We start from the raw sequence: 24,165 nt of genomic DNA, 5'->3' as shown, positions 1-24,165 counted from the left end.
CCTATAAAGTTAATAAGGCGTTGTCCAAAAGTAGATTTCTCTACTTTGGAACAACGCCTTAATTTTTAAAAATGACTAGAACTATATAATATAATGCCGCTAATAAGTGATAGGAAAATTACATCTTCATTACGCCGCCAGTACTTGCGGATGTAACCAGATGAGCGTAACGTGCCAAGTAGCCGCGTTTGATCTTGAGCTCGAAGCCAGGCCATTCGGCTTTGCGCTTCTCGAACTCTTCGTCGCTAATTAGCATGTTCATTGTACGGTTGTTCATGTCGATTTCTACAATGTCGCCATCGCGTACGAAAGCGATCGGTCCGCCTTCGGCAGCTTCTGGTGAAGCATGGCCGATACTAATACCGCGGGATGCACCGGAGAAACGTCCGTCAGTAATAAGAGCAACTTTAGCTCCAAGACCCATGCCGACAATTTGTGAAGTAGGGGCAAGCATCTCTGGCATACCAGGGCCGCCTTTAGGTCCTTCGTAACGAATAATTACGACATGCCCTTCTTTAATCTTGCCATTTGCGATTCCAGCAAGAGCATCATCTTGAGAGTCGAAGCAGATAGCAGGACCTTTATGGTAGCCGCCAACGGATTTGTCGACTGCTCCTGTTTTAATAATTGCACCATGTGGAGCAAGGTTACCGAAAAGAACAGCTAGTCCGCCACGTGCTGTATGCGGATTGTCGATTGTGTGAATAACATCAGTATTCTGAATTTCACAGCCTTCAACATTTTCGCGAAGCGTCTTGCCAGTTACAGTTAGGCAATTACCGTGTAATGCGCCTTCTTTTTTGAATAGTTCGTTAAGAACAGCACTTACACCACCAGCAAGGTGCACATCTTCAATATGGTAGTCGGAAGCAGGAGCGATCTTCGCAAGATGCGGTACGCGTTCTGCAACTTCATTAATGCGTTCAATTGGATAATCGATTCCAGCTTCATGAGCGATTGCAAGTGTATGAAGTACAGTGTTCGTGGAACCACCCATAGCCATATCAAGTGCAAAAGCGTTATCGATTGCATCTTTCGTAACGATATCACGAGGTTTGATGCCAAGATCGATAATTTTCATAAGTTGGCGAGCGGATTCTTTTACAAATTCAATACGTTCTGGTGCTACAGCAAGAATAGTTCCGTTACCAGGAAGTGCAAGACCAAGACCTTCAGCCAAGCAGTTCATTGAGTTTGCTGTAAACATACCTGAGCAGGAACCACATGTCGGACAACCGTATTGCTCAAGCTCAAGCAATTGATCATCGCTAATTTTACCTGCTTGGTGAGCGCCTACACCTTCAAATACACTTGAAAGTGAAATTGCGCGTCCATCGGACGTTTTGCCCGCTTTCATTGGGCCACCGCTTACAAGCATCGTAGGGATGTTAACGCGAAGCGCGCCAAGAATCATACCTGGAGTAATTTTATCGCAGTTAGGAATACAAATCATGCCGTCGAACCAGTGAGCGTTCACAACGGTTTCTACTGAGTCAGCGATAATTTCACGGCTAGCTAACGAATAACGCATACCGATGTGACCCATTGCGATACCGTCATCTACACCAATCGTGTTGAACTCGAAAGGAACACCACCAGCTTCGCGAATTGCTTCTTTCACAATTTTCCCGAATTCTTGCAAGTGGACGTGACCAGGAACGATGTCGATATAAGAGTTACAAACCGCGATAAATGGTTTGTCGAAATCTTCTTCCTTAACGCCAGCCGCTCTTAGCAAGCTGCGGTGTGGTGCGCGGTCGAAGCCTTTTTTGATCATGTCAGAACGCATTCTTTTGGCCGCCATAATTGTAGTACCTCCCCTAAAATAGTCGAAGCGTTAAAAAACCTCGATGCACTTGTCATAAAATAATCAATACTGCCCATTTTATCATACCGGACAAATGTTGGCTATATAAACGGGCTTAGTTAAAACAACAATCGACTCATTAAAAAAATCTTAAGATTGACTTAAGCTTTGTGAAATTCAGTCGGAAGTCATTACATGCTGATGAACGTTCATGTATAGTAAAGGCAATGATATTATCGGCTTATTGGGAGGCAGGAAAGATGGAACGAAGAGTACTAGTAGTTGATGATGAGCGTGAGATTGCTGAGTTAATAGAAATTTATTTGAAAAATGAAGGATTTATTACGGAAGTAGCATTCGATGGGGAGCAGGCACTTGAAGCATACGATAAACAGTCGTTTGATCTCGTTATTTTGGATATTATGATGCCAAAGATGGACGGACTAGAAGTGTGCCGACGTCTGCGCAAGGAACATCATGTACCTATATTAATGCTTAGTGCAAAAACGCAAGATATGGACAAAATAATGGGGTTAATGACTGGTGCTGATGACTATATGGCTAAGCCATTTAACCCGCTCGAACTGCTTGCACGAGTGCGTTCTCTACTGCGTCGATCGTACCAATATAGTAAACCAACTGATGGCGGTGGAAATACACGAGAAAACGGTGAAGGCAAGGAGCTTCGACTTGGTTCACTACGCATCGATAAGCTCAGCCATTCTGCAGAAGTGGACGGTCGTCCTCTGCATCTTACATCTACAGAGTTCGGCATTTTGCACTTGCTCGCAAGTCAGCCAGGTCGGGTATTTAGTGCAGAGGACATTTTTCAACAAGTGTGGAAGGAAAAATATTTTGAGTCGAACAATACAGTGATGGTTCATATTAGTAAGTTAAGGGACAAGCTGGAAAAGGAGCTTGGTGAAAAGATGATTGTGACAGTGTGGGGGGTTGGCTACAAAGTTGAAGGATAGAGTTGTATTCCGATTAGTATTTCGGTCGTTTGTAAATCTAATCCTAAGTGCGATATTGGCGCTAATTAGTGTCGTTCTACTTTATTATGTTGCAGACTTTTTAAGCAGAAATTTTTATCAGCTGCAATTTTTGCGTGTAGTAGGAAGAGGGATTGTTGATATTTTTCCATCAGGATTAGGAATTGTCTTTTTATGGGTAGCAATATTTATGGTCTATTTCTTTATCCTTCAATGGATGTTGTTCAGTTACTTTGACAGTGTCAATGAAACAGTAAGAAGAATAGCTGATGGTCAACTGGATATGAACTATCAAATCGTTGTAAAACAAAGCAGTACTTTTGGTGTTATAGCTAGTAATGTGAATCGTCTGTCGAATCGACTTCATGTGGCGCTTGAAGACGAGCGTAAAGCCGAACAAACTAAAAATGAATTAATCACAAACGTGTCGCATGATCTCAGAACACCACTAACTTCAATTATTGGTTATTTGGGACTTATTGAACAGGATCGATATCGTGACGAGGTGGAACTGCGCCATTATGTACAAATAGCGTATGATAAATCGCAGCGGCTTCATGAGCTAATTGATGATTTGTTCGAATACACAAGAATGCGTCATGATTCGGTAATACTGAAGCGGGAAACATTTAATTTAGTGGAAATGTTAGGGCAATTGCTTGTTCAATATCATATGCCGCTTCAGGAAGTGGGAATGGAGAGCAAGCTAGATAGTGAAGTAACATCGATTTCCATTAGAGGAGATGCAGCGAAGCTTGTTCGTGTATTTGAAAATTTAATTTCGAACGCTATGTCTTACGGCAAGGAAGGCAAGTTTATAGAGTTGAAAGTAAAATCAACGGGTAAAGAAGTGATTGTCGAAGTATCGAACTTCGGAGATGCGATACCTGCTATAGATCTTCCACATATATTCGACCGCTTCTATCGAGGCGATAAATCGAGAACGCAATGGTCAGGGGGATCAGGACTTGGACTTGCTATATCCAAAAGTATTATAGATAAACATGACGGTACGATTGAAGCATCTAGTGATTCAGAACGAACGACTTTCCGGGTTACATTGCCACGACTTTAAAATCTTTAAGAATTTTTTATGATTCTGTTACATTCTCCTTAAGCTTATTTCCTTATACTCGTTAGAGATAAGGAAATGCGAGAGGGGATTTTTTTGTGAATACGATTAAAGTAACGTATAAACGATCTTATACAGGATTTATAATGAGCATTGCAGCAATTGTTGTTATAGCTGCTATCGTATTCTTTGGAGTAGAAGTGCTGAAAAAATGGATACAGGCGGATGAATTGTACCTGCATTCCGAGTCAGCTATTTTGATAGATGCAAAATCTGGTGAAGTTATATTTCAGAAAAACGCTGATGTTGCATATCCGCCTGCAAGTATGTCTAAGATGATGACAGAGTTAATTGTACTGGAAGCGGTACTTACAGGTAACTTTAATTGGTACGATCAAGTTATTGCAAGTGACTATGCAGCAAATATACCGGGAGCACGAATGGGCTTACATAATGGTGATGTGCTGACGATAAGAGAATTGTTCGAGTCCATGACCATTTATTCTGCGAATGACGCGGCGGTTGCTTTAGCAGAACATATTGCTGGGTCAGAATCGGCGTTTGTTCAATTAATGAACGATAAAGCTGCTCGAATTGGTTTATCAGAAAAAACGATCTTTGGTAATGCGTCTGGCTTAAGTAAAGAGGATATCGCATCATTAAAAGGATCATCACATATAGAAGATACTTTGATGACTGCTAAAGATACAGCTATGCTGGCAGGTTACTTGATGGGCAAGTTTCCAGAGGTGCTTGCAGTAACGAGCCGCGGCAGTGTCAAAGTTTCTACACAGAAACACCAACTAGAAGCAACAAATTTGATGCTTGCCAATAAACCACACGCTTATCCTGGTAATGACGGTCTAAAAACAGGATATACACCAAATGCAGGATATTGCTTCACTGGAACTGCTAAACAGGGAGATAAGCGATTAATTTCGGTTGTGATGGGCGCGGATTCAAAGAACACACGTTTTGTAGAGACAAAGAAGTTGTATGAACTCGGATTTGCTAAGTAGTTAATTGATAAGCTAGAAAGTATAAATGAAAAAGGAGTGCGTGGCTTATCAAATGTCACCGCACTCCTTTTTCCTGCTTCGCCTTATATTTGATTGTCCAAAAGTTTCGATTCCTTGCGAATTCTAGATGTATCATATTTCTTCAAGAGCGTATCAACGGAGTTAGCATATTCTTTTAGCCCATGTTCATCGTAATATTGTTCCACTAAATCATATATCGTGACGGGGGAATTACTCTTCTGAGCGTTCAACTTTTGTTGCCAGCTTTGATCCTCAAGAAGTTTATCAAGAGCAAAACACAGCAAAGCTCCCGATTCGTATCTGTTCCATTTTATTTCAGAGAGATAACCTGGATGATGTGCTATAGAAGTAAAGAAATAAGAGAAGTTGCGTTGCTCTTCACTTGGAGCACCAGGAAGTAAAAGTAATGGAGGAGTGCTGGCATGTGTAGATGCCTTTATTCCGACATAGGTTGCTGTGCCTTCTAACGTCTCATGTAATTTTTCTGAAGAATACGTATGTATGTCCTGCTGTTTTCGATATTCCGAAATAACTACATATTCAGCAACTGCGCGTTTCATTGCTTCCTTGTCATTATTTACGATTGCATCCTTAATACCATCAAGTGCAGCAAATTGATAACCAAGATATTCAAACCATTCTGCGTTCTTTTCCTCTATTCGTACATCTCCACTATCTGATTTCCAAGCTAGTTGCACCGAATGGTGAAAGTTTTCGTGTATCAAAAAAGGTATGAAATATTGACTTTCTTTGATCGGATTTTCAAGATTTTTATTATTGTATTTAAAATAATAAGCATTTGTAGCATCTCCAAGCGAGATGTTTTCACCAAAGGTTGAAAAGTTTCCAATCGGGTTCCAAGTGCTTCCTACACCTGGGGTTAGTGCTGAAAGCCTGTATACATTTTGTAATGTAAAATGGTCAGGCATTGTAATCTTTTGCGTATACCACTTATCCGCTAGTCCAGAAATTCCTACGGTATAAGCCGTTCTTCTAATCGCATTAAAAGTACCACTAGAATTATTTAATGAGTTTCCCTTCGCTACGAGAATGATAGGAAGTTTATTAAGTTGATAACCTCTCCATAAAGCTTCCTTCGTGTTTGCTGTGTTTGTATACAACTCATTTAATTGTGCAAACATTGTTCTGTCTGTTTCGTTTAATCTGTCATATCTTTTATTGAACAACTTATTGCCAACGATTAAGTATCCAATAACAACAATTGCAATTGATAATAAAGAAATCGTAATTTTTTTGAGGTGACTCTTCTTTTTCATGTTGTTTCACCTTCCTGTTATTAACTAGATAAATCCCCTATATTGCTTTTGAACATTCCATTTAAGGTTGAATTACACTCAAGTGACAGGATTAACTTCGACAAGTTTTATTTGATTTATTCTCATCGTACACATACACAAACTCGTCTTAGGGAAAAAATGTTAAGGAAGTCGTTGACGCTTACAAGGGTCACGTCTATACTGTGGTCAGGAAATTCGGTTCTATAACCGAAGAATGGGGTGTTATACATATGGATCCAGTGGACGAGCAAAGATTAGTAGTGATGAAAAAATTAGACGAATCCTTCCGGGAAGTAAGGAAGCAAATACTTGCAGAGTGGAATCGTACAAATAAACATGGCTTAGGTATGTCACATGGAAGAATGCTCATTATTTTACATGAATCAGGCCCACAGAAGTCAACAGCACTGGCGGAAGGTTTAACGATTACGAACGGAGGCGTTACTGGCATAGCAGATAGACTTATCGAGCTCGGCTATGTAAAGCGTGAACGTAGTAGTCAGGATCGAAGAACGGTGATGCTAATGTTAACGGTTGAAGGACAAGCAATGGTAGAGTCTATGCTTAAAGTTCGCGAGAATGTCATGTTGAAGTTATTTGACGGACTTAGCATGGAGGAAATGGAGCGAGGACTTCAGTTATTTCGTAAATTGAGTGCTAATATGGTAAAAAATAGTTAATTAACTGTACTTCTATTAAAAATTAGTGAATTATAGCGATGTTACTATGCAAAAATGTTCGGATTGTGTAATATAAAGTAGAAATATGTCGTTTTAATAGGATTGACAAATCCCTATAAAACAACTAGGATAAATAGGAATTAGTACAATCGTTCTATTAAAAATGTAACAAGGGGAGATTAGCATGAAAAAACATCTAGTATTGCTGCTTACTTTGGTTATGGCGATTAGCGTTATCGCTGCATGTGGAAACAAAGCTACCAACGGCGGAAGTGAAGAGAAGAAACAGCGCATCGCGCTAGTACTTCCTGAACAAATTGGCGTTAACCCGTTTTTCTCATTAATGGATGAAGGGTTCAAAAGAGCAGGTACTGAGTTCAACGCAGAAGTGAAAACAATTGAATCGACTGATCCAGCTGCATTTGAGCAAAACCTTCGTACAACTGTAGCTGAAAATTATGATCTTATTATTACAGCAACTTTCCAAGCAGAAGATGCGCTAAAAAAGGTAGCTGCTGAAAATCCAACTAAATCATTTGCAGTAATTGATACAGTAGTAGATTTGCCGAATGTTCGCAGTGTAGTGTTCCGTGAGCATGAAGCAGCATTTTTGCTAGGTGCAGCTGCAGGTCTTTCAACAAAAACAAATAAGGTAGGGGCAGTAGTAGCAATCGATGCTCCGCTTTTAAGCAAATATACATCAGGTTTCGAGCAAGGCTTGAAGCTTACAAATCCAAATGCCGAACTATTGATCAACTTTGTAGGAAGCTTTACTGATTCGGCAAAAGGTAAAGAGCTTGCTGTTCTTCAACACTCTAAAGGTGCTGATTTCATCGCAGGAATGGCTGCTGTTGGCGATCTAGGTGTATTCGAAGCAGCAAAAGAGCTTGGCTTCTATTCTTCAGGTCAAGACGTTGACCGTACTGAAATTGATCCAGAGCATGTTGTTCTTTCGCAGTTGAAAGGTACAGATGCCGTTGCATACGAAACGGTAAAAGCATTTGCCTCTAATACGTTTAAGTTCGGAGTTGCAGATTACGGTTTGAAGGAAGATGGTGTGGGACTTACTTTTGTTACTAAAGAGAGTAAATCACCGCTTAGTCCTTTCATCGGTCAAGAAACAGTTGATAAAGTAAAAGCAATAGCAGAAGATATTAAGTCGGGCAAAGTAGTCGTTGTAAATCCTCTAGCTAAATAATCCAAAACACCGGCTGCTACCCTGCAGCCGGTTTGCTCGTTTGAAAGGAGTTTCAATATGTTGCTGCAAATGGAAAACATAACAAAAACGTACGGGAATGTAACAGCGAACAGCAATGTATCATTTAACTTGCGTAAGGGAGAAATCCATGCGTTAGTTGGGGAAAATGGTGCAGGAAAAACAACACTTATGCGCATTCTTTACGGAATGGAGACTCCCACAAGCGGTGAAATAAAGCTAAACGGGGAAACGGTTTCTTTCAATAATCCAAAAGATGCTATCAATAATCGTATTGGAATGGTACATCAACACTTTATGCTATTTTCATCGTTTTCAATTGCAGAAAATATCGTAATAGGCAGAGAACCTGCAAAAACGATTGGTTTCGATCGCAAAGCTGCCGCTGCAGAAGTAGAAAAGTTAACTAAGCAATTTGGTATGCCCGTAGATCCCTGGAAAAAGGTATCGGAATGTTCACTTGGTGTTCAGCAGCGAGTTGAAATATTAAAGGTACTTTATCAAGGAGCAGAAGTTATTATTTTGGACGAGCCTACTGGTGTTCTTACACCGATTGAAGTAAAAGAGTTACTACTAGCAATTAAGAAGCTGGCTGCACAAGGGAAAAGCTTTATTCTAATTAGTCACAAACTTCAGGAAATTTTAGAAGTTGCGGATCGAATTACAGTGCTTCGTGATGGTAAAGTTTCTGGAACAGTGAATGCAGCAGATACTGATGAAGAGCAATTGTCGAAGTTAATGGTAGGAAGAGAACTTATTAAACTATCAAGAAATAATAGCTCCAGAGGTAAACCTGTTATGGAAGTGTCTTCTCTATCTATTAAAGGAACGAAGACGAAGCCATTGCTAGATAACGTTTCTTTGCAAGTAAATGAAGGAGAAATTGTTGGAATTGCGGGTATATCCGGCAACGGACAATCTGAACTTCTTCAAGCTATTTCTGGACTTATGAAACCAGATGCAGGTTCTATCAAATTATTAGGGCAAGAAATAATTGGTGAGCAAGTATCTACCATTCGAGAGCGTGGACTTGCACATATTCCAGAAGATCGTTATCAGTGGGGCGTATCTAAAGAAGCTGATGTGCTAGAAAACGGGCTGATGGGCCACACGGATAAACATCAGAAAAATGGTATTTTGCAAGGAGCGGGAATTCGTAAGATGGTATCGGGGTGGGTGCAGCGGTTTGGCATTAAGACGGGCTCCCTCCATACAAAAGCACAATATTTATCCGGTGGAAATCTTCAAAAGCTAATCGTTGCTAGGGAACTAGCGCAACAATCGCCGTTTCTTATTGCTGCAGAACCAACTCGCGGCGTAGATGTTGGTGCTATGGAAATTATTCATACAGAGTTGCTTCAGAAACGAGATCAACAAGGCGCAATTTTGTTAGTTTCTTCTGAACTTACTGAGGTGCTTAAACTATCAGATCGGATTTATGTCATGTTCGAGGGGAAAATCGTTGGCGAATTAATGGCAGAAACGGCAACTGAAGAAAGAATTAGTTTGCTTATGGCAGGAGGTAAAGCAGTTGGTTAAGCTCACAGAATTTCTTCGCTCATTAGTACAGCCGCTGCTTGCTATTATAGTTGGACTTGTAGTAGGTGCTATCGCAATCGTCATCGTTGGCGGTTCCATAACAGAGACATATGCGGAAATGTGGAAGGGTGCCTTCGGCAACTTCTATTTCCTTACGAATACGCTAAGCCGCGCAACACCAATTATTTTAATCGGTCTTGGGGTGGCGTTAGCTTTCCGTGCAGGTTTCTTTAATATGGGCTCTGAAGGACAAATGGTTTTAGGAGCACTTAGTGCTGCATTAACAGCTATATACTTGCCAGGACCAGGCTGGCTCAAGATCATAGGTGCATTATTTGCCGGCATTATTGCTGGGGGAGTGTGGTCAGCTTTCGCCGGTTGGCTCGATGCGAAGTACCGGATGAATTTACTTATTACAACCCTCTTACTTAACTATATTGCTACTTATTTCGCAGCGTATATGGTCACTTATCCATTCAAAGACAATACAGGATCAGCAGCAATGTCGCAGACAGTGATGCTTGAAAAAGAGGCGTGGCTTCCTAAGTTGTTTGATGGATATGCGCTACATGCAGGGTTCCTGTTTGCTGTAATTGGCGCAATTATCTTGTATCTATTTCTGAAGCATACGGTCAAAGGTTATGAAATTCGGATGTTAGGTGGAAATCCACTTTTCGCAAGTTATGGTGGCGTTAAACGAGGTAAGCTAATGATTATGAGTATGTTCGTTAGTGGAGGATTAGCTGGTCTAGCTGGTTCTGTAGAAGTTCTAGGCACACAGTACCGTTACCTTGACGATGCATTAACATCTCCAGGTTATGCTTGGTCAGGTATTATGGCGACATTGCTTGCAGGCTCTCATCCACTTGGCACATCAGTTGCTGCTATATTGCTTGCGGCTCTGCAAACAGGTGGAATGGGCATGGAACGAAACACTGAAGTTCCTCTTGAAGTTTCCAGTATTATTCAAGCTGTTTTGATTTTATTTGTATCTGCGAAACTTACTTTATCGTTTATTAAACGCAAGAAAGCGGGGGCGAAAGATGGATCAGCTCTTTGATGTTTCGTTGTTTGCCTCTGCGCTTCGAATGGTTACTCCGATTCTTCTAGCAGCGCTCGGTGGTGCTATTTGTGCGAGAGTAGGATTGTTTAACGTTGGACTAGAGGGACTTATGCTCATTGGCGCTTTTACAGCCATTGTTGGAAATTATTTAACGGGAAGTATAGTCGCAGCCGTATTGTTTGCTATGATATGTACACTCGTTTTCTCCTTGTTATTTGCTTATATGAGCATTCATTTGCGAGCTAATGTTATCGTGGTTGGTATTGCGCTTAACTTTTTGGCGTTAGGGTTAACGACCTTCTCTTTGAGAGCGATCTTTGATGTGAAGGGCGCTTTTTATGACAAAAATATGGTCGGTCTTCCAAAATGGGATATTCCAGTTATTGAGAACATACCTTGGCTTGGTCAAGTATTGTCGGGTCATTCTGTACTTGTTTATTTAGCGATTGTTATCGTACTCGGTTTGCAATTTTTCCTCTTCAAGACGGTAACTGGATTCCGGTTATTAGCTGCAGGAGAAAATCCGACGGCTGCAAGAAGTCTTGGCATAAAGGTATCTCGTATTCAGTATGGTGCTGTTCTACTTTGTGGTGCATTATGTGGACTGGCAGGAGCACAGCTTTCATTAGGAAATGTAACGATGTTTACAGAAGGAATGACAGCAGGGCGTGGATTTATTGCATTAGTTGCCACAATGCTTGGACAATCCAATCCATTCGGTGTAGCAGCTGCAAGTCTTCTGTTTGGATTCATGGAATCACTTAGTATTAGACTTCAAGGTTTTGCTATGCCAACACAATTTACTTATATGGTTCCTTATGTTGTAACTATTGTGGCGATGTTTTTCTTCAAGGACAAAGGTTATATGGAGGAAGCGCGCAAATCAAATGAAAGCTCTCGTTAGAGCGAATTTGATTATTAGGTGAGTAGATTTGTTACTTATTATGACATCTAGAGGAGTGAAGAAATGCATAACAAAGCAGACAGACTTAAACGAGTATCTCCAAAGCTTGCTGAGGTTCCTGAACATATTGCACATCGTGTTCCTCCGGGTCAAACAGTTACGGAAAGATTTCCTATTTTGCATGAAGGTGAAGTACCGAAATATGATTTGGCTAACTGGTCTCTTCGTATTTTTGGTGAGGTTGAGCAAGAACGTACATTCACTTTCAACGAATTAATGGAGCTAGCACAAACGAAGATCGTTTGTGATATTCATTGTGTGACTAGATGGTCTAAACTCGATACGGAGTGGGAAGGCATTCGGTTTACGGATCTGCTACCGCTACTTGGTGTAAAAGCTGATGCTCGTCATGTCATGATACACGCGGATGAAAATTACGACACAAACGTACCGTTGCAAGATCTTATACGTGATGATGTTATACTTGCTCATCATTTTGATGGGGAGCCACTTTCAGACAAACATGGCTGGCCTCTCCGATTGATTGTGCCGCATTTGTATTTCTGGAAAAGCGCGAAATGGATTAGAGGTATTGAGTTCATGAAAGAAGACCGACCGGGCTTCTGGGAGCGCAACGGTTTCCACAATTATGCAGACCCGTTCGAAGAGCAACGTTTCACGAGCGAAGATAATAGTATGCCTGAAGATGAATGGCTACAAAAGGAGTTTGATTAATGATGTACTTACCTATTTTGCAACTACAATCAGAAGATCTACCTTCATATGCTCTAGTATGCGGCGATCCTAGACGCGCAGAAGCCATCTCCCAAAAGCTGACGAATGTTAAAGAACTTGCGTTTGCTCGAGAATATCGGACATTTGTTGGGGAATATAACGGAGTTAAACTTGCAGTTGTCAGTCATGGTGTAGGTTGCCCGGGAGCTGCTGTTTGCTTTGAGGAGTTAATTAAAGGTGGAGTAACTACATTAATTCGCGTCGGTACTGCTGGTTCGTACTCTGCAGATCACCCAGCTGGCAGCTTAATCGTAAGTACTGCCGCAGTTCGTGCGGATGGATTGACTCGCCAGCTTGTACCAGATGGATTCCCAGCAGTAGCAGATGGTGATATAGTGAACGCACTTTATGAAACAGCTCGGGAGAGCGAAGGCATTGTGGAGAAAGGAATCACTGTAACACTGGACGTATTTTTCTCCGGTGTAGTAGAGATTCCACATAAACAATATAAAGCAGCAGGTGCACTCGCTGTTGAGATGGAAATTGCGGCTCTTTACGTCATTGCATCGCTTCGTGGGGCGCGAGCAGGAGCAATTGTAGCTTTGGACGGGTATGCGGATTCCGACTTAGCTGCTGAATATGATCCACATACAGATGTTGTATCACTTGCCATTGAACGTGAGATCAATGTTGCACTAGGTGCAATTGTGAAGCTGGCAAAATAATAACGGTTAGCGAGGAGCAAACTTTAGCTCAATCGCTTCCAACTTCGCATAAGGCGGGCTCCAAGCAGGGGGCCCGTATTTTTTTATGTAACCAAGTTTATTCAGAGCATCCATTGCTGGTGACTCTTCATCCATCGTACGGAATAACTCCCAACACGCTACGACATCATTTAATGCACGATGTCCTCCGATTAGGGGGATGTTGTAACGATCACACATATCCTTGAGTGTATGGGGATAAACATGACGGGCTCTACTTATCGTAAGCGTATCTATAAAGTCATTATTGAAGGAACGACCTGCTATTCTCATCAAAGAATGATGTAGGAAGCCTAGATCAAATTGTGCATTATGTGCGACGAGAATGTGATCCCCTAACATACGATTTAAGATACGGAAAGCTGTATCCTCATCCATACCAAAAGTAGTCATTTCGTCGGTTATACCTGTTAACTCAGTAATTTTTGGAGCAAGCTTGCCATCAAATTTAACGAGTGTACTAAACTCACTTGCAACTTCACCATTAACGACTCGGATCGCGGCCATTTCTATGACGCGGTCCTTTTTTGGGTCAAGGCCACTTGTTTCAAAGTCAAAGATTGTAAACGATTTATTTTTTAATGATTGCATAATAGTCACCACTTTTTCAGATCATTTTGTATGCTGTCCTTGTTATTATTCTACAAATAACGTCATTTTCCTTTCTTCGCAAGAATAGAGCTCAGTGGAATAGAGCAATTGTTCGATGGATAAAAATTTTTTTTGAAAATGCTGAAATGAAAATAGAAAATTGGGGATAGTAACTTTGGTAGCAACAATTAATTGAGGAAAAGGAAGGTGCAGGCTAGTGAAAAATACACAAAAGATGGTAAGCTGGCGCATGGTTAAATACTTAAGCGTGGCTATTGTTACGCTGGCATTAATGTTTAGTCTGCCAAATACAACTTTGGCGGTCGGCAAGAGAGCAAAAGGACCAGACGTATACGTTATCCAAGGAATGCTTAAGTCTTTGGGTAGCTACAGCGGACCGATAGATGGTCATTATGGCCCGCAAACGGTAAGAGGAGTTAAGTACTATCAGAAGACACATGGTTTACCAATAACAGGATCTGTAGACGCAAAAACGATTCAATCAATAAGCTATTCATATTCAACTGCAAAAGCAGGTAAAAAAGCTGGTGTGCAATCTAAGGGTAAAGGAAAAGGCGTTGGCCAAGGCGGCGGCGGTGCAGGTGGCGGAGCTGGTAAAGGCGGAGCAGGCGGCGGAGCAGGCGGCGGAGCTGGTGGCGGAGCAGGCGGCGGAGCTGGTGGCGGTGCAGGCGGCGGAGCTGGTGGTGGCGCAGGCGGCGGAGCTGGAGGCGGAGCAGGCGGCGGAGCTGGTGGCGGTGCAGGCGGCGGAGCTGGAGGCGGCGCAGGCGGCGGAGCTGGTGGTGGCGCAGGCGGCGGAGCTGGTGGCGGTGCAGGCGGCGGAGCTGGTGGTGGCGCAGGCGGCGGAGCTGGTGGCGGTGCAGGCGGCGGAGCTGGTGGCGGAGCTGGTGGTGGCGCAGGCGGCGGAGCTGGTGGCGGTGCAGGCGGCGGAGCTGGAGGCGGCGCAGGCGGCGGCAAAGGACAAGTTGGTGAACAAGGTGGTAAAGGCGGCAACATCGGTGGCAACACTGGTGGTCAAGGTAAAGGCGGCAACATCGGCGGCAACACTGGTGGTCAAGGTAAAGGCGGCAATATCGGTGGCAACACAGGCGGCGAAGGTAAAGGCGGCAACATCGGTGGAAATACAGGCGGCCAAGGCAAAGGCGGTAACATCGGTGGTAACACTGGCGGCAACACAGGCGGCCAAGGCAAAGGCGGCAATATCGGTGGTAACACTGGTGGCAACACAGGAGGTAATACGGGTGGCCTAGGTGGTAAGACACCAGGTGGCAATGTTAGCCCTGGCGGATCAAAAGGTAAACCAGAAGGCAAATCAGGAAGCCAACAATAATTCAACTGTTGTATCTAGAAGAAGGACTTGACGATCATCGTCAGGTCCTTTTTGCTTAGTGGATGGCTGAGCCAAAAAAGGTTAAACTATCATTACGACATACTTGTAAAGAAATGGAGCATCTTGATGGAGAAATGGAGCATTAGAAAAAAAGCAAACGGATTTCTAATCCTTTCAGCAATTGGCATATTGGCTGCGTTTCCTTTCCAGCATACGATTGTGGGAGGTCTGTTATTTGCGGCTTTCAGCGCAGGAACGATAGGGGGCCTTGCTGACACATTTGCAATTAACGCTCTATTCGGAGATCCTCTTCGAATAAAGTGGCCGAGATGGATGGGCACTCATATTATTTCTAGAAATAGAGAGAGGTTAATAGGCGAGCTTGTAGATATGGTGGAGAGTGAACTTCTAACGGTTGCATCAATTAGAGAAACGCTAGAGGATCATGATCTTGCAACTGTTATTGTTCGTTATCTGAAAGAGCATGGAGGAGCGGATGATCTTCACATTATCTCGCAAAAGCTTACCAGTGAACTTCTAGGCAAAGTGGACGCTGAGGAGCTAGCCTCCGGTATACATCGTTTCCTAGTAGAGCGTGGGGACGCACTACAAGTTAGTGATATATTAGCCGATATTGCTGATTGGACAATTCGCAAAGGCTATGATGATCGTATGACGACTTTCATCATTCATCAATTTGTTAAGCTAATCAAATCAAACCAGTTCCGAATGATAATAGAGCAACTGGTACAATCCGCAATACGTTCCTATGAAGGTGACAAGTTCCGGCGCAGACTAGTCGATTTTACAGCGGGTCTAAATGCAAACTCGATAAGTGGAAGAGTACAAGATTGGCTTGTACGTTTCCTCGAGCAAGTTGCGTGCGAGGAACATCCGCAAAGAGTGAAGTTTAAAGAAATGTTGCTTAGTTTCACAGAGAGATTAAGAACCGATGATGAACTACGCTTTCGGATAGAGTCTGGGAAAATTGCGCTTATTCATACAATTAAAGATAATGTGGGTCTTAATCATTTTCTTCGTAAGCGGATTGAGGCATTGCGAGAAGGTCTTCTAGTTATTGCATCCGAGCGTTCATCCGAACATTCTAAAATACAGTCAATTCATTGGCTCAGAGAATGGATCGATAAAGGTATTCATCAATTGAGCGAGCGATCGGATTTAAAGAGTGAACTCGATAGAAGCATCAAAAATATGCTTATGTCTTGGGTTCAAGAGAAGCATGCTTTTATAGGTCAGACGGTTAAAGAGAAACTAAATGCTTTTTCAGAAGAAGAATTTGGTCAATTGGTGAAGGAAAAAGCAGGAAAAGATCTACAATATATACGGCTAAATGGCATGATCGTTGGGGCTGCTGTCGGGACTTTACTCTACACTCTTACGTTCTGGATTGGGGGTGTGTAAGAGATGACGATGAGAAAAAAAGCTAACATCAGCTTGTTTCTTCTTGCACTGCTTTTTGTCATAGCAGCAATATGTGTGTATGTATATCCTGATGTTTGGTGGTCACGTATGCTGCTATATACGGCAGAAGCAGGGCTAGTAGGTGCACTTGCAGATCTATTTGCGGTAACGGTCTTGTTCCGTCATCCCTTCGGACTAAGTTGGGTTCCCCACACTGCTATTATTCCTCGCAATCGAGATAAGCTCGTAGAGGGTGTTGTAAAGATGGTTGAGGAGCAATTGCTCGGAAAAGGTATGCTTAAAGAGAAGTTGAGTGAAGTAAATATTGTAGAAGCTCTAATTAAATGGTTCGATAAATTGCCGAGTGAGAGTAGTATTGGGACCAAGGGATGGGAGCTGCTGGTTGGGTTACTCCGAAACATGAATATACACAATGTCGCATCGCAATTGGATCAACATTTAAGAACAGGACTCAAGGGTATTAATCTTGCTCCTTATTCTGGTAAAGCGCTCAGATGGTTGCTTAGACATGTCAATCTTCAGAAATGGCTTGGATATATCGTTGAATATGCATCTAAACGTGCATCGACAGATGAGACAAAAGAAGCTATTCGAGCTCTTCTAAACAAAGAGAAAAACAAGTTTGTAAATGAAGGCGGATCGATTTCGCGATGGTTTAAGCAAAAGCTTGTAGACTTTGCAGAGTCGTCAAATGCAATTAACCTTGATGAAGCAACGGAAACAATGTTTCGAGATATGCAAACGTTTCTACAGGATCTAGAGGATCCTAAGCACGAACTAAGGCAACTAATAGAAAATAAATTGTATGAGCTCGCGGATCATTTAGAAAACAACGAAAATGTGTCCATTGCAATAGAAGAATGGAAATTAGAGATGTTTGAACAACTGTCTCTTCAACCATCAATCCAGGCGCTACTTGGAACTGTAAAGGAAATGTTAGTTTCAGATGGTGATCTCAAATATGTTGTTATGCCAGATCGTGCCGTTCATACAGAGGATATTAAGCAATGGATTGTTGGCTTAATTCAATCATTTTGGGAAAGCTTTAAATCTGATGAAGGAACTAAGAATCAGCTTGAAGGTTATCTGAAGCAGTTTATCGCTGAAATCATTGAACAGGAGCATACTCTTATTGGCAAAATCGTTCGCAAAACGCTGGACGGTTTTACTGAGGAAAGGCTAGTTCATTTTATTGAGAGTAAAGTAGAAACCGATTTACAACGCATCCGCTTAAATGGAGCATTCATTGGAGCGGCAGTTGGTGCTCTATTGTATCTATTTTTGCATGGTGTATATGCTCCATTCCTTGAAATGTTTTAATGTGTAGCCATTTTCAACTGAATCATAACAAACAAGCTTATACCAAAGATGGTATAGGCTTGTTTGTTATAGCGAAAATAGGACTATTTTCGTTCTTTATATAGAACCTTATTGGTGTTATAGTTAATTAGTGGAACTTTTTTGTACAATTATGCAGAAGTTTGGGAGGGTTAACGTGAAAATTTTAAAATGGAGCTTGCTCGTTAGTTTGCATCTGTCACTACTGTCCAGCTTTTCCTTTACTGGAAATGGCGTTGGAGTAAATCGCGATGCTTCGAAGATGAGTTCAGTAGAAGAAGCGGTGGAGGCAAATACAACTGGAGCAACAACTTCAGTTAATAACCAAGAACGGACGTATCCGTTTACACTACCAACAGGGGCAAATAATAGTAGTACAGATCAATCATTGCATCTAATTGACCTGACTAAATGGGGTATACACAACGATGGAACGAAGCCTGTGGAAACGACGGCAGGTATTAATAAAGCACTGCAATGGGCTAGTAAAAACGGTATCACTGCCACGACATTGCCACCTGGAACATATCTCATTGACAAAAATAGTCGAATTAATATGGTAAGTAATATGCTCTTTCAATTGACTTCAAATGTTACTCTTCAAAAGGAAACAAATACGAAAGAAAGCTATCACCTCATGCATATCGGTGTCCATGTAACAAACGTTACATTGAGGGGTGGAATTTATAAAGGAGATAAGGATACTCATGACTATTCAAAAAGAGAGTTTGCCTACACTCCCGGTACACATGAAGGCGGCTACGGTATTATTACGCAAGGGGCCCATTCAGTAACTATAGAAGCTGTCACTGCTACACATTTTATTGGTGATGGCTTAGTTATTTCAGGACATGGATCATTGATTTCGGATATTTATGAAGCTGAATTGGTATCTGGGGAATACGATACTCAAGGCAAAGCTATTGCAAATAAAGATAAGGTAAGAACGAGCAAAGCGATTCGATTCGATCATAAAGCATTCAAAACAAATAGAGATTTTGAAATATCTAATATAAAAAATTTACCCACTACATTTGACATTTATATTTTTGATAAATCCAAAAAATTGATTAGCAAGCTGCCAGGTAAAAAAAATCGCGAAACGATTCAAATTCCTGAAGGTGCAGATTATTTCCATCTTGTATTTCAAAAGGCATCTAGTAAGGGGTCTTATTTAGAAGTTTGGAATCGAGTGGTAAGCAAAAATGTAGTTGTGAAAAACTCGGAATTTGCACATAATCGCAGGCAAGGTATTACAGTAGCTGGAGCTGATACCGTACTCATTGAAAATAATGAGATACATCATATTAAAGGTACAATGCCACAATCCGGAATCGATTTGGAGGGTGGCTACGGAGAAAATGGTCAGTTGAATAGCAGAATCGTTATTAAAGGGAATAATTTTCATAATAATGAATCTTATGATGTCATATTATATGATGGAAAAAATGCGATCGTCGAGGATAATCGTCTTGGCTCTCGAGGTAAAATCGGACTTGCGATATCACCACCTTTTACTGGGGCATTAGTTAGAAATAATCATTTTGACGGTAGTCGCATACTTGCTTATCACGATGCTACTTTCTTGAACAATCGTATGAATGATTCATACACGACGTTCGAAGGACCCAATGTTACAATTGACGGTTTAACGATGACTGACTCGACGCTTACTATCAATTCGAAACAACCTTTTGGAGTGACAGCATCGAACGTTACAATAACGAGTATCAATAAAAGTCTCCCTGCTGGATTGTCTCTGTGGGGGAAACCGATAAAACTGAGCAATATTACGATATCTGGAGAGTCATCATTACGTACAGTTGCAGGTGGGATTGAACCTGGTAGCATTATTGACAACTTAAAAGTGACTGATTTTAATTCCACTTATGGAATCTCATTGCCAGCGGCCACTTATAACAATTGTGAAATTTCAGGAGCCGCCGGGGCAAAGACTGGATCAATTGGTGTTGCGGCGGCGTCTGGGGGGCCATACGTGTTTAACAATTGTAAGTTTAAAGCTAGCTCAACTGCATTTGATACTATCGTTGCAGATCAGGTTAAGCTCGATCTTACCATTAAAAACTCATCGTTTGAGCTTAGTGGAAATACACGGGCAATAAATGTTGTAGCTGCAAAAAAATTCGTTTTTGAGAATAACTCTATTAACGCAACGGGAATTACGTCTGATAAATTGGAAATTGTTAAACTAAATGATTTTTGGAAGAGAAATGAACAACATGATATATTAAGTGCCATTATTAAAGGAAACACAATCTCGTCCAATTTGAAAGCAATTGGAATCTCGACGATCTATGCAGGTAATGGAGCACCTGCTTATGTAATTGAAAATAACACAATAGTGAATGCAACGCTTGCTTTGAAGCCTAATGATCAAAATCTTAATAATACAGTGAAATAAAGAGCTAGTGCTTTCATTGATAATCCATGCTCCCCAAGCATATACATGAGAACGAAGGGGAGTGTGGATATGGTGAATCGACAAGTGAGTCGTTATTTTCAATTGAAGACAAAGCAGAAAGAAATTGAACTAGAGCTTACTGAATTGCGTAAGGAAATATTAGCGTATTGCGAAGAACAGGAAGTCTATGATACGACTTTCGGTAGTTACCAAGTTAAGCTAGTGAAACAAGAACGTAAGGAATATGACGATACGAAGTTATTTGAAGCACTGCCAGATCCGCAGTTATGGCGTATGTTGTCTAAGCCGGATTTAACTCGTATCGCAAGTTTAGTTAAGCTAAAAGTTCTTACTGAAGATCAACTTAAAGATACGTATTCAGTTAAACAAGTCACATTGCTACAGATCGATAAAAAATAAAGTTAGCAAAAATAATTGTATGGGACTTTCTTATTATTCGTATACTAATCCGGTTACTTTGTAATCGGGGGTGAAGAACAGTTATGGGATGGAATTGGTTGCTTGGGATGCTGCTTATCGTTCAGCAATCCATTTATCCTAATTTGATCATTGAGCATCAGGGTGAACGTGTTTTATCCGAAGTTTCTAGGGATAACTATATTTATAAAATGCCAGGAATCCCGCTCGTTAATGACGAGCAGTTAGAACAGCTTATGGATGAGGTAGCTAAGAAAGTTGAAAGGGAACCTGTTAACGCGACATTAGATGGCTATGGTAAAGTTATTCCTGAGGTACCAGGCAACAAGCTGGATCGATTAGCCTTTAGACAACTGTTTTATGGATACATAATAGAAGGAACATCTTCTACGATCGAGGTGCCCCTTCGAAAGGTTTATCCAAGAGTAGACAGCGAAGTACTTTCATCCATTAAAGGCAGACTAATCGGTCAGTATACGACCTATTACAACAAAAGAAATAAAAATCGTTCTTCGAATATCGTTTTGTCTGCTCATGCGCTTAACAATTACGTGGTGTTCCCTGGTGAACGATTTTCTTTTAACTTTGCGGTGGGAGAACGTACGAGGCAAAAGGGTTACTTACGGGCTCCTGTAATTGTAAGGGGAGAATTGTATGAAGACATTGGCGGTGGTATATGCCAAGTTTCTTCGACGTTATTTAACGCAGTAGATCGGGCAGGACTTACGATCGTTGAGCGATTTTCTCATAGTAGAAGTGTACATTATGTCCCTTCGGGTAGAGATGCCACTGTCAGCTGGTACGGCCCAGACTTTGTTTTCGAAAACCCCTATGATCATCCCATTCTTATTCGAACGTATGCGAATGCGGGGCAGGTTAGTGTAAGTATTACTTCGTCTGAGCTTGTAGCACTTGAGCCGAGAGAAGTGCCGGGAGCTTCTAAGGAACTACCTGAGGAAGTGAAGTTGGACGAGCGGAATACGATAGGTGAATAGAATAATAATTACTAAGGAAAGAGCAGAGGAGGTTTCCTCTTGCTCTTTTTGATTTGAATGGAGTAGCGACAAAAATGTTGTGTCATTGAAAATCATGAATCTATTGGGAATGGATGGAGAAAAGTGACAACACCCTTTAGAAATTGTTGAAATAATGGTACGATATGAATATAGATTATCCGCTTATGATGAAGCAGAAAATGAAAAAGAACTCGTTTTTGCACGAAGTAAACCATTTTTGTCGAAGTACAGAGGGATTATTTTTGGTGGAGTTCGTTTAATAGAGGAGTATATTGAATTGAAAAAAGATCTAAGTACGAATGAAACAGATTACGTGAACGAACTGGAAGAGTTCGATGAAAATTTCGTTAAAGAGCTAGCAAAAATGGATAAAAAAAATTGGAAACCTATTACGCATCCACTTTCATTAATTGATCTATTGAGCCGATTAACAAAAGAAGAATTGATAGAAATTAGAATTAATTTAAAGTTGGAAAAGGCTAGTGGATTAAAGAAACAAGCGTTAATTGATGATTTGTATCAGAAAATGTTTCTTCAACTTGAGATTCTCTTTGCAACATTTGATGAAACTAGATACGAATTGTTGCAAAAGGTTAGTAAACAAAATGGTTGTTTTCTAATTGAAGAAGGCGCACCAGTAGATATTGGAATCCCTTATATGAGAGAACGAGGACTTCTTTTTACAGGTACACTTGACTCCAAAAGATGTGTTGTAATGCCTGCAGAAATTCAATCATTGTTGAATAAATTAGATTCACCCTTTTATCGCAAAATGGTGAGTAAAAATACAGAATGGTGCAAACTTGCTCAAGGTATGGTTCATTATTATGGAATGGTAAGCAATGAAATGATGATTACAAAGCTTGAATCATATACAGCGGATTCGGTTCCTCGTGAGCAGTGCTTGAGTGTGTTGACAGAAGCAACTGAAATGTATGAGTTTGAGTATAATCGGGTTGTTTTCTCAGACTTTGGCGTATTAGATATGGAAGAGCTCGTTAAGGAGCAGCAACTTAGAGAATCGCTCGAATTCTATCCATTTACTAAGGAACAGTTGCTACAAGCTGGCGAAGATGGATTTATTGAGCGAACTGCAAGCTACAATGCATTAATCGGTTACCTAATGCACAACTATTCGATGAGCAATGAGGAAGCAGATGAAATTGTTTCTGAATGTGAATATTTGATTACAGCGGGCAAAATGTTACAAGATATTATGGGTGTTCTAGATAATTTCTTAGAGATGGATAATAGCATTATGCAAGAACTGGTGGGCTACGTTATTCCTCTTATGAATGATACGCGGCAGTGGTACTTGAAGGGTCATCGTTCAAGTGAGCTAACGAGTCGTACATCGAACCGAGTAACTAGTTCATCATTTTCTTCGAAAGCTACGAACAGCTCCAATGTCGTTCAGTTCCCATCTGGGGAAAAAGTAGGACGTAACGACGCCTGCCCTTGCGGTAGCGGAAAAAAATATAAAAAGTGTTGCTTGAACTAAGCACTGAAAAAAAAGTTAGAAGCCTGCTCGGTTGAGTAGGCTTTTTTTGTTGTTTAAGCTCTTGTCTAGATCGCAACAATTCACCATCATAATAGGGGTACATGCACACATAGGCGACTGCCCACATACACTGTATAACTGACGTTCTTGCGCGCTGAGGCTTGATGTATGAGTCTAGGCAATACAGCTTGGGGGTGTACGAGGCATGGGATTTTTTACAGCAATCGCTTTGTTTATTAAACAGCTCACTTTGCTCGTTTCATACGTGAAAAATAATGCGTTTCCTCAGCCGCTGAAAGAAGAGGAAGAAACGAAGCATCTCGCGCTTATGGCGGAGGGCAACGCACATTCGCGAAACTTACTTATTGAGCATAACCTTCGCTTGGTTGCTCACATCGTAAAGAAATTCGACAACACCGGAGAAGATCTGGAAGATCTCATCAGCATCGGAACAATTGGACTCATCAAGGCAATCGAGAGCTTTCAGTCGGGTAAGGGCACTAAACTTGCGACATTTGCGGCGAGATGTATCGAGAATGAAATACTTATGCACCTCAGATCTCTGAAGAAAACCCGCAAGGACGTATCGCTGCACGATCCAATTGGGACTGACAAAGAAGGCAACGAAATTACGTTAATTGATATTCTTGGTACGGAGTCAGATGATGTGGCAGATAAGGTGCAATTGAAGATCGAGAAGAGCAAAATATATAAAAACTTGGACATATTGGACGACCGTGAGAAGGAAGTTGTTATCGGACGGTTTGGCTTGGTACATGGTGGGGATGAGCGGACGCAGCGGGAAATTGCGAAGGAGCTTGGCATAAGCCGCAGCTATGTGTCGCGGATAGAGAAGCGGGCACTGATGAAGCTTTATCATGAGTTTTATAAGGTGAAGAGGTAGATGCCTGATACCAGGGAAAGATAGCTGAATAGAAAAGTAAGTAGCGCCGCCTTG

General features: G+C 41.4%; 21 protein-coding genes. 18 read left to right on the top strand and 3 right to left on the bottom strand.

Annotation, left to right across the window (positions count from 1 at the left end; genetic code table 11):
* Positions 1-118: 118 nt before the first annotated feature.
* The gene (gene ilvD, locus I6N90_RS04470; RefSeq protein WP_197934274.1) at positions 119-1,804 is read right to left on the bottom strand and encodes a dihydroxy-acid dehydratase; all 1,686 of its coding nucleotides are present in this window, start codon (positions 1,802-1,804) and stop codon (positions 119-121) included.
* Between the two features lie 263 nt (positions 1,805-2,067).
* Here ilvD and I6N90_RS04465 point away from each other — a divergent pair, with 263 nt between their 5' ends.
* The 3 genes from I6N90_RS04465 (at position 2,068) to I6N90_RS04455 (ending at position 4,890) form a co-directional block, all read left to right on the top strand.
* The gene (locus I6N90_RS04465; RefSeq protein WP_197934273.1) at positions 2,068-2,781 is read left to right on the top strand and encodes a response regulator transcription factor; all 714 of its coding nucleotides are present in this window, start codon (positions 2,068-2,070) and stop codon (positions 2,779-2,781) included.
* A complete protein-coding gene (locus I6N90_RS04460) occupies positions 2,771-3,874 on the top strand; it encodes a sensor histidine kinase (protein ID WP_197934272.1) in 1,104 nt (367 codons plus the stop codon). Before I6N90_RS04465 ends, I6N90_RS04460 begins: the two co-directional genes overlap by 11 nt.
* Before the next feature lie 95 nt (positions 3,875-3,969).
* Positions 3,970-4,890: a D-alanyl-D-alanine carboxypeptidase family protein gene (locus tag I6N90_RS04455; protein ID WP_197934271.1), complete on the top strand. Its 921-nt coding sequence runs from the start codon at positions 3,970-3,972 to the stop codon at positions 4,888-4,890.
* Between the two features lie 83 nt (positions 4,891-4,973).
* Here I6N90_RS04455 and I6N90_RS04450 read toward each other — a convergent pair whose 3' ends face one another.
* Positions 4,974-6,188 carry a hypothetical protein gene (locus I6N90_RS04450; RefSeq protein WP_197934270.1) on the bottom strand — a complete coding sequence of 405 codons (1,215 nt, stop codon included), beginning with the start codon at positions 6,186-6,188 and terminating at the stop codon, positions 4,974-4,976.
* A gap of 251 nt (positions 6,189-6,439) precedes the next feature.
* Here I6N90_RS04450 and I6N90_RS04445 point away from each other — a divergent pair, with 251 nt between their 5' ends.
* From I6N90_RS04445 to I6N90_RS04415, 7 genes are all read left to right on the top strand, one after another.
* Positions 6,440-6,889, top strand: a complete 450-nt coding sequence (locus tag I6N90_RS04445) for a MarR family winged helix-turn-helix transcriptional regulator (protein WP_197934269.1) — start codon at positions 6,440-6,442, stop codon at positions 6,887-6,889.
* A gap of 184 nt (positions 6,890-7,073) precedes the next feature.
* Entirely contained in the window at positions 7,074-8,087 is a 1,014-nt protein-coding gene (locus I6N90_RS04440) for a BMP family protein (protein WP_197934268.1), read from the top strand.
* 57 nt (positions 8,088-8,144) lie between these two features.
* Positions 8,145-9,644: an ABC transporter ATP-binding protein gene (locus tag I6N90_RS04435; protein ID WP_197934267.1), complete on the top strand. Its 1,500-nt coding sequence runs from the start codon at positions 8,145-8,147 to the stop codon at positions 9,642-9,644.
* A complete protein-coding gene (locus tag I6N90_RS04430) occupies positions 9,637-10,704 on the top strand; it encodes an ABC transporter permease (RefSeq protein ID WP_197934266.1) in 1,068 nt (355 codons plus the stop codon). Before I6N90_RS04435 ends, I6N90_RS04430 begins: the two co-directional genes overlap by 8 nt.
* The gene (locus I6N90_RS04425; protein WP_197934265.1) at positions 10,688-11,611 is read left to right on the top strand and encodes an ABC transporter permease; all 924 of its coding nucleotides are present in this window, start codon (positions 10,688-10,690) and stop codon (positions 11,609-11,611) included. The genes I6N90_RS04430 and I6N90_RS04425 overlap by 17 nt, the downstream gene beginning before the upstream one ends.
* Positions 11,612-11,674: 63 nt before the next feature.
* Complete coding sequence (locus I6N90_RS04420; protein ID WP_197934264.1) at positions 11,675-12,346, top strand: sulfite oxidase-like oxidoreductase; 672 nt, start codon at positions 11,675-11,677, stop codon at positions 12,344-12,346.
* 2 nt (positions 12,347-12,348) lie between these two features.
* On the top strand, positions 12,349-13,071 hold the full coding sequence (locus tag I6N90_RS04415) for a nucleoside phosphorylase (protein WP_197934804.1): 723 nt from the start codon (positions 12,349-12,351) through the stop codon (positions 13,069-13,071).
* Between the two features lie 6 nt (positions 13,072-13,077).
* On the opposite strand, the gene I6N90_RS04410 is transcribed toward I6N90_RS04415, so the two are convergent.
* Complete coding sequence (locus I6N90_RS04410; RefSeq protein ID WP_197934263.1) at positions 13,078-13,701, bottom strand: 3'-5' exonuclease; 624 nt, start codon at positions 13,699-13,701, stop codon at positions 13,078-13,080.
* A 217-nt stretch (positions 13,702-13,918) separates the two neighbouring features.
* Between I6N90_RS04410 and I6N90_RS04405 the strand changes: the two genes are divergently transcribed.
* The 8 genes from I6N90_RS04405 (at position 13,919) to sigK (ending at position 24,111) form a co-directional block, all read left to right on the top strand.
* A complete protein-coding gene (locus tag I6N90_RS04405) occupies positions 13,919-15,049 on the top strand; it encodes a peptidoglycan-binding domain-containing protein (protein ID WP_332262393.1) in 1,131 nt (376 codons plus the stop codon).
* Between the two features lie 126 nt (positions 15,050-15,175).
* Positions 15,176-16,471 carry a DUF445 domain-containing protein gene (locus I6N90_RS04400; protein ID WP_197934262.1) on the top strand — a complete coding sequence of 432 codons (1,296 nt, stop codon included), beginning with the start codon at positions 15,176-15,178 and terminating at the stop codon, positions 16,469-16,471.
* Between the two features lie 3 nt (positions 16,472-16,474).
* Positions 16,475-17,812: a DUF445 domain-containing protein gene (locus I6N90_RS04395; protein WP_197934261.1), complete on the top strand. Its 1,338-nt coding sequence runs from the start codon at positions 16,475-16,477 to the stop codon at positions 17,810-17,812.
* A gap of 175 nt (positions 17,813-17,987) precedes the next feature.
* Positions 17,988-20,252 (top strand): right-handed parallel beta-helix repeat-containing protein, encoded by a 2,265-nt coding sequence (locus tag I6N90_RS04390; protein WP_197934260.1) that lies wholly within the window; start codon positions 17,988-17,990, stop codon positions 20,250-20,252.
* 63 nt (positions 20,253-20,315) lie between these two features.
* Positions 20,316-20,672 (top strand): hypothetical protein, encoded by a 357-nt coding sequence (locus I6N90_RS04385; protein WP_197934802.1) that lies wholly within the window; start codon positions 20,316-20,318, stop codon positions 20,670-20,672.
* Positions 20,673-20,755: 83 nt separating this feature from the next.
* Entirely contained in the window at positions 20,756-21,685 is a 930-nt protein-coding gene (locus I6N90_RS04380; RefSeq protein ID WP_197934259.1) for a VanW family protein, read from the top strand.
* A gap of 154 nt (positions 21,686-21,839) precedes the next feature.
* Positions 21,840-23,207, top strand: a complete 1,368-nt coding sequence (locus tag I6N90_RS25030; protein WP_269669423.1) for an SEC-C metal-binding domain-containing protein — start codon at positions 21,840-21,842, stop codon at positions 23,205-23,207.
* 205 nt (positions 23,208-23,412) lie between these two features.
* Positions 23,413-24,111 carry an RNA polymerase sporulation sigma factor SigK gene (sigK, locus tag I6N90_RS04370; protein WP_197934258.1) on the top strand — a complete coding sequence of 233 codons (699 nt, stop codon included), beginning with the start codon at positions 23,413-23,415 and terminating at the stop codon, positions 24,109-24,111.
* Positions 24,112-24,165: the final 54 nt, after the last annotated feature.

This window comes from Paenibacillus sp. GSMTC-2017 (genome assembly GCF_016019935.1).
Taxonomy (GTDB): Bacteria; Bacillota; Bacilli; order Paenibacillales; family Paenibacillaceae; genus Pristimantibacillus.
The sequence above is the reverse complement of the archived record's forward strand: the minus strand, read 5'-3'. Positions and strand labels throughout refer to the sequence as shown.

Bases quoted from the DNA above. Each gene is read 5' to 3' on its own strand.
- I6N90_RS04435 (WP_197934267.1), top strand. From the start codon at position 8,145: ATGTTGCTGCAAATGGAAAACATAACAAAAACGTACGGGAATGTAACA.
- I6N90_RS04440 (WP_197934268.1), top strand. From the start codon at position 7,074: ATGAAAAAACATCTAGTATTGCTGCTTACTTTGGTTATGGCGATTAGC.
- ilvD (WP_197934274.1), bottom strand. From the start codon at position 1,804: ATGGCGGCCAAAAGAATGCGTTCTGACATGATCAAAAAAGGCTTCGAC.
- I6N90_RS04410 (WP_197934263.1), bottom strand. From the start codon at position 13,701: ATGCAATCATTAAAAAATAAATCGTTTACAATCTTTGACTTTGAAACA.
- I6N90_RS04450 (WP_197934270.1), bottom strand. From the start codon at position 6,188: ATGAAAAAGAAGAGTCACCTCAAAAAAATTACGATTTCTTTATTATCA.
- I6N90_RS04420 (WP_197934264.1), top strand. From the start codon at position 11,675: ATGCATAACAAAGCAGACAGACTTAAACGAGTATCTCCAAAGCTTGCT.
- I6N90_RS04380 (WP_197934259.1), top strand. From the start codon at position 20,756: ATGGGATGGAATTGGTTGCTTGGGATGCTGCTTATCGTTCAGCAATCC.
- I6N90_RS04425 (WP_197934265.1), top strand. From the start codon at position 10,688: ATGGATCAGCTCTTTGATGTTTCGTTGTTTGCCTCTGCGCTTCGAATG.
- I6N90_RS04445 (WP_197934269.1), top strand. From the start codon at position 6,440: ATGGATCCAGTGGACGAGCAAAGATTAGTAGTGATGAAAAAATTAGAC.
- I6N90_RS04465 (WP_197934273.1), top strand. From the start codon at position 2,068: ATGGAACGAAGAGTACTAGTAGTTGATGATGAGCGTGAGATTGCTGAG.
- I6N90_RS04400 (WP_197934262.1), top strand. From the start codon at position 15,176: ATGGAGAAATGGAGCATTAGAAAAAAAGCAAACGGATTTCTAATCCTT.
- sigK (WP_197934258.1), top strand. From the start codon at position 23,413: ATGGGATTTTTTACAGCAATCGCTTTGTTTATTAAACAGCTCACTTTG.
- I6N90_RS04415 (WP_197934804.1), top strand. From the start codon at position 12,349: ATGTACTTACCTATTTTGCAACTACAATCAGAAGATCTACCTTCATAT.
- I6N90_RS04395 (WP_197934261.1), top strand. From the start codon at position 16,475: ATGACGATGAGAAAAAAAGCTAACATCAGCTTGTTTCTTCTTGCACTG.
- I6N90_RS25030 (WP_269669423.1), top strand. From the start codon at position 21,840: ATGGTACGATATGAATATAGATTATCCGCTTATGATGAAGCAGAAAAT.